Source organism: Nocardia takedensis NBRC 100417 (genome assembly GCF_000308695.1).
Classification (GTDB): Bacteria; Actinomycetota; Actinomycetes; order Mycobacteriales; family Mycobacteriaceae; genus Nocardia; species Nocardia takedensis.
In genome coordinates this window covers 1-12956 of record NZ_BAGG01000032.1, presented here as the reverse complement: position 1 = coordinate 12956, position 12956 = coordinate 1, and the positions used below count along the sequence as shown (strand labels likewise).

General features: G+C 69.8%; 11 protein-coding genes and 1 tRNA gene. 5 read left to right on the top strand and 7 right to left on the bottom strand.

Going from position 1 to position 12956, the window contains the following annotated elements; genetic code table 11:
• Positions 1 to 166: 166 nt before the first annotated feature.
• The 4 genes from ettA to ON30_RS07125 all read right to left on the bottom strand — a co-directional run bounded on the left by ettA (position 167) and on the right by ON30_RS07125 (position 5928).
• Positions 167 to 1843, bottom strand: coding sequence for an energy-dependent translational throttle protein EttA (gene ettA / locus ON30_RS07140; protein WP_040705063.1), 1677 nt, complete (start codon positions 1841 to 1843; stop codon positions 167 to 169).
• A 135-nt stretch (positions 1844 to 1978) separates the two neighbouring features.
• A complete protein-coding gene (locus ON30_RS37215; RefSeq protein WP_083911199.1) occupies positions 1979 to 2518 on the bottom strand; it encodes a single-stranded DNA-binding protein in 540 nt (179 codons plus the stop codon).
• A gap of 180 nt (positions 2519 to 2698) precedes the next feature.
• Entirely contained in the window at positions 2699 to 3685 is a 987-nt protein-coding gene (locus ON30_RS07130; protein WP_245553964.1) for a serine/threonine dehydratase, read from the bottom strand.
• 203 nt (positions 3686 to 3888) lie between these two features.
• Complete coding sequence (locus tag ON30_RS07125; protein WP_040705061.1) at positions 3889 to 5928, bottom strand: bifunctional copper resistance protein CopD/cytochrome c oxidase assembly protein; 2040 nt, start codon at positions 5926 to 5928, stop codon at positions 3889 to 3891.
• Between the two features lie 209 nt (positions 5929 to 6137).
• Between ON30_RS07125 and ON30_RS07120 the strand changes: the two genes are divergently transcribed.
• Positions 6138 to 6211, top strand: a tRNA-Arg gene (locus tag ON30_RS07120).
• Positions 6212 to 6292: 81 nt separating this feature from the next.
• On the opposite strand, the gene ON30_RS07115 is transcribed toward ON30_RS07120, so the two are convergent.
• Complete coding sequence (locus ON30_RS07115; protein WP_040705059.1) at positions 6293 to 6655, bottom strand: VOC family protein; 363 nt, start codon at positions 6653 to 6655, stop codon at positions 6293 to 6295.
• A 528-nt stretch (positions 6656 to 7183) separates the two neighbouring features.
• Here ON30_RS07115 and ON30_RS07110 point away from each other — a divergent pair.
• On the top strand, positions 7184 to 7783 hold the full coding sequence (locus ON30_RS07110) for a sigma-70 family RNA polymerase sigma factor (protein WP_083911198.1): 600 nt from the start codon (positions 7184 to 7186) through the stop codon (positions 7781 to 7783).
• 9 nt (positions 7784 to 7792) lie between these two features.
• Here the strand turns inward: ON30_RS07110 and ON30_RS07105 are convergent, their stop codons facing one another.
• Positions 7793 to 8023, bottom strand: coding sequence for a DUF1049 domain-containing protein (locus tag ON30_RS07105; protein WP_051029026.1), 231 nt, complete (start codon positions 8021 to 8023; stop codon positions 7793 to 7795).
• A 291-nt stretch (positions 8024 to 8314) separates the two neighbouring features.
• On the opposite strand from ON30_RS07105, the gene ON30_RS07100 reads away from it, so the two are divergent.
• Positions 8315 to 10438, top strand: coding sequence for an acyltransferase family protein (locus tag ON30_RS07100; protein ID WP_083911197.1), 2124 nt, complete (start codon positions 8315 to 8317; stop codon positions 10436 to 10438).
• A gap of 50 nt (positions 10439 to 10488) precedes the next feature.
• Entirely contained in the window at positions 10489 to 12066 is a 1578-nt protein-coding gene (locus tag ON30_RS07095; protein ID WP_245553963.1) for a bifunctional phosphatase PAP2/diacylglycerol kinase family protein, read from the top strand.
• A 4-nt stretch (positions 12067 to 12070) separates the two neighbouring features.
• On the opposite strand, the gene ON30_RS07090 is transcribed toward ON30_RS07095, so the two are convergent.
• The gene (locus ON30_RS07090; protein WP_040705057.1) at positions 12071 to 12484 is read right to left on the bottom strand and encodes a hypothetical protein; all 414 of its coding nucleotides are present in this window, start codon (positions 12482 to 12484) and stop codon (positions 12071 to 12073) included.
• Between the two features lie 66 nt (positions 12485 to 12550).
• Between ON30_RS07090 and ON30_RS07085 the strand changes: the two genes are divergently transcribed.
• On the top strand, positions 12551 to 12895 hold the full coding sequence (locus ON30_RS07085) for a hypothetical protein (RefSeq protein ID WP_040705054.1): 345 nt from the start codon (positions 12551 to 12553) through the stop codon (positions 12893 to 12895).
• Positions 12896 to 12956: the final 61 nt, after the last annotated feature.

The window sequence follows — 12956 nt, the reverse complement described above, 5'->3', positions numbered from 1 at the left end:
CGGCGCATGCACGTAACCCACCCTATCCAGTACCGGCGGGTAGGGGAGGATGTCCGCATTTCCTTCGGCGGCGCGTCGGATGAACCGACCTCAACCGCATTTCCTTCGAGAAACCGACGCGGCGGGAGAGCGATACGCGGCGCCCTCGCTCCCCCGCCGCCACGGGTCAGTCGCGGGTCAGCTTGCGGTGCGTAACCCGATGCGGGCGAGCCGCTTCCGGGCCGAGGCGTTCGATCTTGTTGGCCTCGTATGCCTCGAAGTTGCCCTCGAACCAGAACCACTTGGCCTCGTTGTCGTTGTCGCCCTCCCACGCCAGGATGTGGGTGCAGGTGCGATCGAGGAACCACCGGTCGTGGGAGATGACCACGGCGCAGCCGGGGAACTGCTCGAGCGCGTTCTCCAGCGAGCCGAGGGTCTCGACGTCGAGGTCGTTGGTCGGCTCGTCGAGCAGGATCAGGTTGCCGCCCTGCTTGAGCGTCAGCGCCAGGTTGAGCCGGTTGCGCTCACCACCGGAGAGCACGCCCGCGGGCTTCTGCTGGTCGGGGCCCTTGAAGCCGAACGCGCTGACGTAGGCACGCGAAGGCATCTCCTGGTTGCCGACCTCGATGAAGTCGAGTCCGTCGGAGACGACCTGCCAGACGTTCTTCTTCGGATCGATGCCCGCGCGGTTCTGGTCGACGTAGCTGAGCTTGACCGTCTCGCCGACCTTGACCTCGCCGCTGTCGGGCGCCTCGAGTCCGACGATGGTCTTGAACAGCGTCGTCTTGCCGACGCCGTTGGGGCCGATCACGCCGACGATGCCGTTGCGCGGCAGTGTGAAGGACAGATCCTTGATCAGCTGGCGATCGCCGAAACCCTTGTCCAGGTGCGAGACCTCGACCACGACGCTGCCCAGGCGCGGGCCCGCGGGGATCTGGATCTCCTCGAAATCCAACTTGCGGTGCTTCTCGGCCTCGGCGGCCATCTCCTCGTAGCGGCCCAGACGCGCCTTGTTCTTGGCCTGCCTGGCCTTCGCGCCGGAACGGACCCAGGCCAGCTCCTCCTTGAGGCGCTTCTGCAACTTCTGGTCCTTCTTGCCCTGCACCTCGAGGCGTTCGGCCTTCTTCTCCAGGTAGGTGGAGTAGTTGCCCTCGTACGGGTAGGCGCGACCGCGGTCGAGTTCGAGGATCCAGCCCGCGACGTTGTCCAGGAAGTACCGGTCGTGGGTGACGGCGAGGACCGCGCCCTGGTACTGCGCCAGGTGCTGTTCGAGCCAGTTGACCGATTCGGCGTCGAGGTGGTTGGTCGGCTCGTCGAGCAGCAGCAGGTCGGGCTTGCTCAGCAACAGCTTGCACAGCGCGACCCGGCGGCGCTCACCACCGGAGAGTTTGGTGACCGGCTCGTCCGGCGGCGGGCAGCGCAGCGCGTCCATGGCCTGCTCGAGTTGGGAGTCGACGTCCCAGGCGTCGGCGTGGTCGAGATCCTCCTGGAGCTTGCCCATCTCCTCCATGAGTTCGTCGGAGTAGTCGGTCGCCATCAGTTCGGCGATCTCGTTGAACCGGTCCAGCTTGACCTTGATCTCGCCGAGGCCCTCCTCGACGTTGCCGCGGACCGTCTTCTCCTCGTTGAGGGGCGGTTCCTGCTGGAGGATGCCGACGGTCGCGCCCGGCGCGAGGAAAGAATCGCCGTTGTTCGGCTGGTCCAGTCCGGCCATGATCTTCAGAACGCTGGATTTACCGGCGCCGTTCGGGCCGACGACACCGATCTTGGCGCCGGGAAGGAAGTTCAAGGTGACGTCGTCGAGCACGACTTTGTCGCCGTGTGCCTTACGAACCTTCTTCATCTGGTAAATGAACTCAGCCATATACGCAAGCCTATCGGTCAGGGGAACGGTGGTATCGGGCAGCGCCACCCCACCGCGTCGAGGTCGACACGGGTCGTGGGGCCGGCACACGGGCGGGCTGGATTCCGCTCGGCGGTCGGGGGTCGAATCCGAGGCTCAGGCGTCGATTGACTCCGGTTCGGCGCTGCGCTCCGGCGCCGAGGGCGGCACCGCCGCTGACTCCCCCGCCACGGCGCCCGCATCGGCGAGGCGTGCCTCGTCTTCAGCGCTCGAGCCCCGCCCAGTATTCCGTATCACGCCCCCGTCGTGGCCGCCGGACTCTCCGCCCGACTCCTCGCCGCCGCGCAGCAATCGCACGGCGCACCTGGTCAGATCCGGCCCGACGGTGCTGGCGCGCATCTCCAGGTCGCGCCGCTCGACCCCGTCCCTGGTGCGGTACTCGTGCGAGCGCAACTGCCCGTAGACCAGGATCGGGTCACCGCGCCGCAGCGATTCCTCGACCCCGGACAGCAGCCTGCGCCAGCAGGTCACCGTCAGGAACAGGGTGCCGTTGTCGACCCAGTTGCCGCAGGCCGGGTCGAAGCGCCGCGAATTGCTCGCCATCCGGAAGCTGAGCACCCGCTCACCGGAGTGCAGAGCCCGGGTGACCGGATGCGTGACCACCGTGCCGATCACCGTCGCCATCGCTTCGTACATGTTCTCCGCCCCTTCGCATCCGGACCGGGACGTTGCTGCCCGGCCTCGCCTCCCCCCTCGGTGAGGTCCCTCCAGCCTGGCAGTCGGCGAGGACGCGGGACGGGCCCGCGACGGGATTGGGGACAACTCCCCGGGTGTGGACAGCGATCGTTTCGCCGCGATCCCGGGGGAACGGTGGCCTCAGGGAAGGGCGACCTCGCTGTTGGCGCTGCACAGCACCACCACCGGACGCTCACCGGGCAGCGGCACGTACACCCCGCTCTGCACGGCCGCCAGCGCGGTCGCACCGGCGGATTCGACCAGCACACGGAACTCCCGCCACAGGTAGTCGCGCGCGGCCGTGACGGCATCGTCGGTGACCAGCAGCGACCGCACCCCGTATCGACGCGCGATCCCCAGGCTCACCCCGCCGATCCGCTCCGCGAGCGGGTCGTCACCGCGCGCCCCCGACCGCGGTCGATCCGATTCGAGGGCGGTGTGCAGGGCGGGCGCGCTGACCGGTTCCACCCCGATGACCTGCTGCCGTCGCCCCAGGGCCGCCGCGACCCCTGCGACCAACGCGCCGCCGCCCACCGCGACCAGCACCGGCGGTCTGCCGCGCACCTGGTCCTCGAGTTCCAGGCCGACCACGCCCACACCGGCCACCACCGCGGGCAGGTCCTCGGCGTGCAACTGGGTCGCTCCGCGTTCGGCCGCGAAATCGCTCGCGTAGCGGTGGGCCTCGGTGTAGTCCGCGCCGTGCCAGAGCACCTCGGCCCCGTGCGACCACATCGCCGCGACCTTGGTGTGCGGGGCGGACTCAGGAACCACCACCGTGCAGGCGATCCCGAGTTGCGAGGTCGCCAGTGCCGCCGCGATCCCCGCGTTGCCGCCGGAGGCGATGACCACGCGTTCGGTCACCACCGCCGCGCCCAACAGCGTGTTGTAGGCGCCGCGCACCTTGAACGTGCCGCCGTGCTGGAGGTATTCGAGTTTCAGCGAGACCGGCACCGGACCGGCGGGCCCGGCCACGCTCGTGTGGAAGACCGGGGTCTTGCGCACCCGCCCGGCCACCCGTTTGCGCGCGGTCCGCACATCCGTACGCGACACCCGCCCCGAGGTGTCGTATCCGGCGGGCGCGGCCTCGACCGCTTCCCGTCCGTCCTCCACGGGCACCAGCCCGCTCACGATGGTTCCGCGGTGCGGTCCGCGGGGCCTCGGGGCCGGTCCGTTCCGGCGCCGATGCCTGATTCAGTCACAGCCAAGTCTTCCGCTCACTCACGATCTTCCGGCGCGTCGCCACCCGGGTGTCGGAGTCCATCGTGCCCGAGGACGCGGCGATCCGCTCACCACACGGTCCCGAGTGGGCCGGTGCGGTGTTTGCCCGCAATTCACTTGCGTACCTCGCGATCTCGTTTCGCGAGTCGGGCGTACATGGCGTTGTGCGCGGCGAGATCGGCGTCGTTGTCGCGTTCGGCGGCCCGATCGGTGCGTTTGGCGAGTTTGGTGTCACTGCGCGACCACTGGATGAGCAGCGCGAGCATCACCACGACCAGCGGGACCTCCCCGCTTGCCCAGGCGAAGCTGCCGCCCGCGCGCTGATCGCCGAGCAGGTCGCCGTTCCAGTCCAGATCCAGCGCGCGGAAGAACCAGCCGCCCATGACCGTGGTCATGCTCATCAACACGATGCCGAAGAAGGCGTGGAAGGGCAGCGAACCGAACACCATCGCCAGCTTGGTCAGCGGTTGCACCGGGCGCGGCTTGGGATCGATGCCGATCACGACCCAGTAGAACAGGTAGCCGCTGAGCAGGAAGTGGATGTTCATCAGCAGGTGCGCGCCGTGCGAATCCACGAACGTGTCGTAGAGCCCGCCCATGTACAGCGCGTAGAAGCCGCCGACGAAGATGACCGAGGCCACGATCGGCTGGGTCAGGAACCGCGAGACCGGGTTGTGCACCGCCGCGAGGATCCATTCGCGCGGACCGGGGGCGGCCCCGCGACCGGCGGCCGGCAGCGCGCGCAGCGCCAAGGTGACGGCGCCGCCCAGGGCGAACAGGATCGGGGCCAGCATGGACAGCGCCATGTGCTGCCCCATGTGCACGCTGAACACGGCCGGCGAGTACCGGCCCACCCCGGAGGAGGTGGCCAGCAGCAGCACCGCGCATCCGCTGAGCCAGGCGACGGTGCGACCGACCGGCCACGCGTCCCCGCGCAGACGCAGGCGTCGCACGCCGAGCAGGTACACCACCGCCAGCACCACGGCGAGGGTGCCGAAGATCAAGTCGAAACGCCAGTCGAAGAGCAGTCGCGCCGCCGTCGGGGGGCCTGCCAGGTCGTAGCCGAGTTCGACCTCGGCAGGGGTGGGCACCGTGCGCGGGGGCGGCGGCGGAGTGCGGCCGAGCCCTACGGCCAGGCCCATCGTGGCGGCGAAGATCATCGCCTCCACACCGCCGAAACGCACCAGCGCGGCGCGGTCGCGCGGGTTCGCGGCCAGCGCGGGCAACGCGGCCCGGCGCTGGAGATAGCCGAAGACGCCGAGCACGACCAACGCGGCCGCCTTCGCGAGCACCAACCGGCCGTAGGTGGAGGTGAACAACTCGTCGGCGGGCACCCGCACCCAGGAGTTGACCACGCCGCTGATCCCGATGACCACGAACGCGACGGTGGCCACGGCCGAGAACCGGCGCGCCGCGAGATCGGTGTGCGCTCCCCCGCGCACGGCGTGGGCGAGGACGGCGAACAGCCCGCCCACCCAGATCGCGGCCGCGACCAGGTGCAGGATCAGGCTGTTGGTCGCGACGTCGTGCGACCCGCCCGAGGAGGAATGCCCGGTCAGCGCGAGCGGCATCATGGTCAGGATCGACGCGCCGAACAGCAACGGCGTCCATCCCCAGCGCAGCGCGAGCCTGCATCCGATGGCCACCACCAGCGCGAACACGACGGTGGTCCGCCACGCCTCGGCCAGATCCACCTGGTCGATCGCCCGCCAGAGCTGCTCGGGCCGCCACACCTGCCCCAGGGGCTGCCCGGTCGTGTCCGACACCGTCAACGGCACCAGCAGCGCCGCGCAACACGCCCAGGTCAGCGCGAACCACGAGGCGCGGCGCAAGGCGCGGTATCCGCCCGCGTCGAGCAGTCCGCTCGACTGCGGCGGCGTCAGGAAGGCCGCGAACAGCAGCGCGCCGACGGTCAACGCCGCCGACAGGTCCGCGAGCGCGCGCAGCGCCGGAAGGCCGTAGGTCGTGAGCGGGCCGGGATCGGGGATGCCGAGCAGGCTCAGCGCCTGCGTCGCCGACAGTCCGACGACCAGCGCGGCCACCACCGCCGACACCGCGCCCGCGATGACGGTCAGCGCGGCGGCGTTGCCCGCCGGACCCTGTCCGACCGGGTCAGAGGCTCCGGTTTCGGTGGACGGGTCCTGCGACGACATACGACTCAGCGTAGTTGGGACCCTCTCGCGTGGCCCCTTCGGGCTCGGCCCGATACCCTGTCAGAGGACCGACCGCCGTGGTCGGCGCGCCCTGCTCGCTCTACCGAGGTGCCACACCGTTGCTCACGCTGAGAACCTAGTACCTGGACGGTCGCTATACTTACCGTGCCGAACAGCACGGTCGATAGCCGACCGAGGTGGAACGCGTTGCCTCCGTAGCTCAGTTGGATAGAGCAAGGGCCTTCTAATCCCTAGGTCGCAGGTTCGATTCCTGCCGGGGGCGCAACACATTCCGACCAGGCAATACACCTGATCGACACAGAGTTACCCGCGTCACGCGCGATTCAAACACCGGATTCGGCGCTCACGCGGGCAGCGTCAGGCAGAACGGGTGGCCGGACGGGTCGAGCAGCACCCGCCATTTGTCCGGCGCGGGTTGGGTTTCCGGCTTGCGCGCCCCGATCGCGAGCGCTTCGGCTTCGGCGACGTCCAAGTCGTCCACGTACAGGTCCAGGTGCATCTGCTTGGGGACCGCGTCGTTCGGCCAGTCCGGAGGCTTGTGCTCGGCGACCCGTTCGACCGTCAGCGCCACGCCCTTCGCGCCGAGCACCACCACGTCGTCGGATTCGTGCAGCAGGCGCAGATCCAGCAGTGCGCGATAGAAGCGCCCGAGCCCGATCGGGTCGTCGCTGTCGAGTGAAACACCGGCCAGACGAGCGATCGCCATGACTTCCCCCTCGGTATACCGCCGCGGACACGAATCAGGTCACCGTCCCGAGGCTACGCAAGCCGCGCGGGCGTCGGCAAGCACCCGACAACGGAACGATCGGCACCCCTCGCGGACCGGTCGGATGGGCCCGCGCACATACCGAAACGATCACGGCGAGGTCGCGGCACCCCGTCGCGATCTCGACCGCAACCCATGAAATCGCCCGGTCAGAACCGTTTTTCACGAATGCTTGGATAGCTGACGGTTCGCCTATCGGCCAGTAGTCCACATGTGTAATACCTATCCGAGTGCCGACGATTGCCCATACAGTGCAGTTCGCGGTCATGGCAAACTCCAGTGTCGCCCATCGTCGAGCGATCTCCCCCGCAGCCGGACCGGTCACGAAGAGCACGAAAAGTGCGTTCTTACAGGCAACAAACGAAACCGCACGGCAGGCGGACGTGACCGACAACTGCCGCCCCGACACGGGGAACTGCGCTACGAGTACTGGACAGCGAACCTTCAGCTTTCGATGCGGAGCCAGCGATGACAGTCACCACCCAGCGAACCGGACGAGACGATCTGAGCGATCTGCTCGCCGCCATGGCGGCGGGAGATCGACACGCCTTCACCGAGTTCTATCGCGCCACCCACCGGCGGGTGCACGGGTTGGCGGTGCGGATCGTGCGCAGTCCGTCGATGGCCGAGGAGATCACCCAGGAGGTCTACCTCCAGGCGTGGACCTCGGCGCACCGCTACGACGACCGCCGCGCCGCGCCGATGACGTGGCTGATGATGCTGACCCATCGTCGCGCGGTGGATCTGGTGCGCGCCGAGCAGGCCGGCGCCGACCGGGACACCGCCTACGGCGCGGCGGATTTCCGGCCGGGCCACGACAGCGTCACCGAACAGGTCGACATCCGGTTCGACCACCAGTCGGTGCGCCGTCACCTGGGCCGGTTGACCGCGCTCGAACGCGAGTCGATCGCGTTGGCGTTCTACGGCGATCGCACCTACCGGGAGGTGGCGGATCTGCTCGGGATCCCGCTGCCGACGGTCAAGAGTCGCATCCGCTGCGGGCTCAAACACCTCGAGTACGGGTTGCGCGGCGATCTGGACGAGTGGTCGAGCACGGTCGTCAACTGACCGCGGGACTCACTTGCGGGCGGTGCGGCGACGGGTGAGCAGTCCCACTGCCCACCCGATCAGGAACATCGCCAGCAGGATCAGCCACATCGGCGCGCTGATGCTGATCAGCAGGATCTCGATCGATACCTTGTCGCGGTTCTCCACGACGAACAGCACCGCCAGCACCGTCAGGCCCAGCGCCAACCACTGGGTGGGCGATACGCGCGTCAGCACGTTGCGCCGGGTCGTCTCGGCCATATCCACTCCCGTCGACGGCGATCGGGTGTCCATCGTGGCCCGCGTCACGCCGGCCGACATCACCCCGCACGGGTGATCACGCCGCCCCCGGGTAGTCGGGCACCATGGCAGCGCGGGGCGCGGGCCGCGACGCCGCAACCTCGCGTACGCTCGCGGGACATCTCCGGTTTGCCTGCCGTGTGCCCGGTACGGCATCGTTTGCGGAGGTCCATCGGAGAGATCCATCGGAAGATCTGGTCGGCAGATCCCGCTCGGCCGAGCAGTCGCGCGGGTTACGGCGGGGAGTCACGGGTGTTCGCACAGACATCGAATTCGACGACCGGCCCGGGTCCAACGGCGGGCTCGGGCTCGCGGGTCGCACGGCGTTCCGGTGCGGGCCGCCGACCCGATGACGCCGCCTACCGGCACGATCTGGACGGTCTGCGCGGTGTCGCCATCGCACTGGTCGTCGGCTTCCACGTCTGGCTGGGGCGGGTCTCCGGCGGCGTGGACGTGTTCCTGGTGCTGTCGGGTTTCTTCTTCACCGGGATGCTGTTGCGCCGGGTCGAGTCCGACGGCCGGGTCGCGGTGGGCGCCACGCTGCGCCGCACTGCTCGACGGTTGCTGCCCGCGCTGTTCGTGGTGCTGGCCGGTGTGCTGCTGGTCACCGCGCTGACCCGCCCCTACACCCAGTGGGCCGACATCTCCGCCCAGACGCTGGCCTCCGCGCTCTACTACCAGAACTGGTATCTGGCGGGCGCCGAGCTGACCTACGCCGCCGCCGATCCCTCGGTCAGCCCGCTGCAACACCTGTGGTCGATGGCCATCCAGGGTCAGTTCTATCTGGCGGCGCTGCTGGTGGTCGCCGCGTGGGCGATCCTGACCGGCGGCCTCCGGCCGGTCGCGCGGCGCGGGACGTTGCTCGTGCTGGTGGCCGCGCTCGGCGCGGTGTCGTTCTGGTACGCGGCGGCGGGCTCGGATCGTCACCAGGCGTGGAACTACTACGACAGCGGCGCGCGCGCCTGGGAACTGCTGGCGGGCGCGGCGGTGGCGATCGTGCTCCCCGGCTCGGCGCTCGCCCGACCGATCCGGGTGCTGCTGGCCGCCCTCGGGTTGGCGGCGGTGCTGAGCTGCGGTGTCCTGTTCGACGGCGCGAACCTGTTCCCCGGCCCCTCGGCGCTGTTCCCGGTGTTGGCCGCGGTCGCGTTGATCCTCGCGGGCAGCGGGAAGGGCGGGGCTTTGCCGTGGCCGAACCGGGTGCTCGCGAGCAGGCCGTGCGTCGAACTCGGTGACCTGGCCTACGCGCTCTACCTGTGGCATTGGCCACTGCTGATCTTCTGGCTCGCCAACAACGGGCAGCGCACCCCCGGGCTCACCGACGGACTGTTGATCGTCGGCTGCGCACTGGTCCTGGCCTGGTTGACGCGCGCGCTGGTGGAATCGCCGCTGCGGGTGCGGTCCGGCGCGGCGGGCACGAGCCGGCCGGGCTACCGCCGCGCGGTCGGGGCGGTGATCGTGGCGACGGGGCTCACAGTTCTGGGTGGCGCGTTCGGCTGGCAGATGCTGTTGCGTGCCAACCCGGCCCATCCGCCGCAGGCGCTGGACATCGAGCACTATCCCGGCGCCGCCACCCTGCTCAGCGATGCCGTGCAGCAGCAGAAGGCCACCATGCGACCCACCGTGTTCGAGGCCGCGGCCGACGCGCCCTCCCCCACCTACGACGGCTGCATCACCCCGAATCGCGAGGTCAGGGTGTGCACCTACGGCGATCAGGCGGCCTCGCGGGCGATCGCGGTGGTCGGCGGTTCGCATTCCGAGCACTGGCTGCCCGCCTTCGAGATGCTCGGCCGCGACCGCGGTTTCCGCGTGGTCACCTATCTGAAGGAAGGGTGTCCGCTCACCCTGTCCGACCAGCCCTCCTACGCCGAATACCCGTTCCCCGAATGCCGGGAGTGGACCGAGGAGGTACTCGACCGGCTCGCCGAGACCCGCCCGGACTGGGTCTTCACCACCGCCACCCGGTACCGCATGCACGCCGACGGCGACGAAGTGCCGCCGGAATACCTCGACGTGTGGTCGGCGCTGTCGGATCGCGGACTGCGGGTACTGGCCGTCCGCGACACGCCTCGACTGCGCCGCGACGGCGTGTTCTACCGGGCCGTCGACTGTCTCGCGCACCGCGGCACCGCGTTCAGTTGCGGCGTCGAACGCAGTTCGGCGCTCGATCCGCGCAATCCCGCCGACGAACCGGCCTCGGCCTACCCGAACGTGTTCCCCTTCGACATGTCCGACGCGATCTGCCGACCCGACCGCTGCCGCGTCGTGGAGGGCAACATCCTCATCTACCGCGACGAGCACCACCTGACCGCCAGCTACGCGCGGTCGCTCGCGCCGGAACTCGGGCGCAGGTTGGGCGAACTCACGCAGTGGTGGTGAGTTCGGTCGCGCCGCGAATGCCCGTCGACGCGCTGGGTACTGTCGATCGGGTGAGCGAGTGGTTGGGTCAGAGATTCCGCACGGTGGGTCGTCTCGACAAAGCCGTCAGCGGCGCTGTCGCGTGCCTGCCGATCACCGCGGCCGACGCCGGGATGCTGCGGTTGACGCGGTCGGCGAACCACAGTCTGCTGTGGTCCGGCATCGCCGCGGGCCTGGCGGTGCGCCCCGGGGCGACGCGCCGGGCCGGGCTGCGCGGCATGGTCGCGGTGGCCGGGTCGAGCTTCTTGGTCAACGTCGTCCTCAAATCGCTGGTGGCGCGCAGGCGGCCCGCGGCGGAACTGCTTCCGCTGCAACGACGGCTCATCAAACGCCCCACGTCGTCGTCGTTCCCGTCCGGGCACAGCGCGTCCGCGGCGGCCTTCGCCACCGCGGTCGCGATGGAGAGCCCGCGCACCGCGCTGATCGTCGCCCCGCTGGCCGCGACGGTCGCCTACTCGCGCGTGCACACGGGGGTGCACTGGGCCTCCGACGTCGCCGTGGGCGCCGCGATCGGCAGCGCGGTCGCCGTGGCGACCAAGCGGTGGTGGCCGGTCCGCGAATCCGACGAAGCCGAGGCGCACATCGTGCGCGAGGTGCCGGTCCTGGCCGAGGGCAAAGGTCTGGTGCTGCTGGTCAATCCGGTCTCCGGCGCGCCGGGCTACGACCCCACCGACGACATCGCCGCCGCCCTGCCCGCCGCGACCATCCTGCGCACCGAGGCGGGTCGCGACTGCGTCGAACAGTTGGAGGAGGCGCTGCTCGCCGCGAGCGCCGACACCACGGTGGCGATCGGCGCGGCGGGCGGTGACGGCACCATCGCCGCCGCGGCCACCGTCGCCCTGCGCCGCGACCTGCCGATGGTGGTGATCCCCACCGGAACCCTGAACCACTTCGCCCGCGATCTCGGCGTCTACGACCTGCTCGAAGTGGTCGACGCCACCGGTGCGGGCGAGGCCGTCGGCGTCGACATCGCCGGCCTCGAACTCGAGACCGAAGGCGGGCACCGCACCCACCACTGGATCAACACCGCGAGCCTCGGCGCGTACCCGGATCTGGTGCGCCTGCGCGAGAAGTGGCAGGACCGCTGGGGCAAATGGCCCGCTTTCGTCGCCGCGCTGGTGGTGACACTGCGCCGTTCGGCCCCGATCCGGGTGCGGCTCAACGAGAAATGGCACGACGTGTGGTTCGTCTTCGTCGGCAACGGCGTCTACCACCCGCACGGCGCGATCCCGGCCTTCCGCGCCCGCATCGACGACGGCCTGCTCGACGTGCGATGGCTGCGCGCGGACCTGAAGTTCTCCCGCACGCGCGCCGTGGCCGCGCTGCTGCTGGCCGCGATCGGGCACAGCAAGGTCTACAGCGAACGGCAGATGCGCGAGTTGATCGTGCATCTGGACGAACCCGAGGCGGTCGCCGCCGACGGCGAAGTGCTCGGCGAATCCCGCCGGTTGCGGTTCACCGTGGCGGGCCAGGTCGCCGCCTACCGGCGCGACGAGGACAATCCGCGCTGGGCGACGCGGGCGCGTCCGCACCACCGCAGGCCGTTGGCCCGGCTGTGGGACGCGCGCCCGCGCCGTTCCCGCGACTGACGTCTCAGCGGCGGGTCAGCGAGATCCCGGCGAAGTTGTAGGGCACCTCGATCGTCGTGCCCGTGACCTTCACGGTGCCGATCCACAGCCCTTGGCGCGGGTCGATATCGCTCAGCGCCAAGCCGAAGGGCAGCCCGTCCAAGCGCACGTCGGTCCGGTCCGGCCCGACGGGGCTCTGCTGACCGCCGCGGGTCGCGGCGCCGCAGGCCATCACCACGCCGACCCCGTCCGGGGAGACCTGGAGATCGCAGTTCGCCCAAGGCGAGCCGAAGATGTTGGCCGGGTGCGGGGTGATCTGATACGTCCCCGGCGGGATCACGCCGTTGCGGGGGAATTCGGGGTCGTCGGCGGACGCGACGGCGGGAAGAGCACCGAGAGTCAGCGCGGCGAGTCCGGCTGCGAGCATGGCACGCATCATGATTCGTCTCCTTGTCGATCGGCGTCTGTGGGTCGGATCCACCGTACCCGCCCCTACACTGGTGACGTGCGCGCTCGACGGTTCCTCGCCCTGTCTCTGTTCGCTGTGCTGAGCTCGTTCGGCGCGGCCGCCTGCACCGTCGAAGGCCCCGGCAGCAAGGCCGACTGCCACATCGACGGCTGCACCATCACCTTCGAACGCGGCGTCGACGCCAAGGCCAGCGTGTTGGGCATCGATGCCGAACTCGTCGCGGTGGACGGCAACGCCGCCACGCTGAAGATCGCCGGGCAGCAGATCGTGGTCCCCGTCGGGGAGACCCAGTCCGCCGAGGGCATGAACATCACCGTCTCCGAGGTCACCGCCGACCAGGTCGTGGTGAAGATCGCCACCGGCATCACCACCACCAACTAGTCGATCGGCTTGCGGGCCCCGGGTTTGCGGGACGTGTGGTCGATGCGCGGATCGTCGGGCA

Excerpts from the sequence above, each read along its gene's own strand:
- ON30_RS07105 (WP_051029026.1), bottom strand. The coding sequence starts at position 8,023 with ATGGCCGAGACGACCCGGCGCAACGTGCTGACGCGCGTATCGCCCACC.
- ettA (WP_040705063.1), bottom strand. The coding sequence starts at position 1,843 with ATGGCTGAGTTCATTTACCAGATGAAGAAGGTTCGTAAGGCACACGGC.
- ON30_RS37215 (WP_083911199.1), bottom strand. The coding sequence starts at position 2,518 with ATGTACGAAGCGATGGCGACGGTGATCGGCACGGTGGTCACGCATCCG.
- ON30_RS07110 (WP_083911198.1), top strand. The coding sequence starts at position 7,184 with ATGACAGTCACCACCCAGCGAACCGGACGAGACGATCTGAGCGATCTG.
- ON30_RS07115 (WP_040705059.1), bottom strand. The coding sequence starts at position 6,655 with ATGGCGATCGCTCGTCTGGCCGGTGTTTCACTCGACAGCGACGACCCG.
- ON30_RS07125 (WP_040705061.1), bottom strand. The coding sequence starts at position 5,928 with ATGTCGTCGCAGGACCCGTCCACCGAAACCGGAGCCTCTGACCCGGTC.
- ON30_RS07090 (WP_040705057.1), bottom strand. The coding sequence starts at position 12,484 with ATGATGCGTGCCATGCTCGCAGCCGGACTCGCCGCGCTGACTCTCGGT.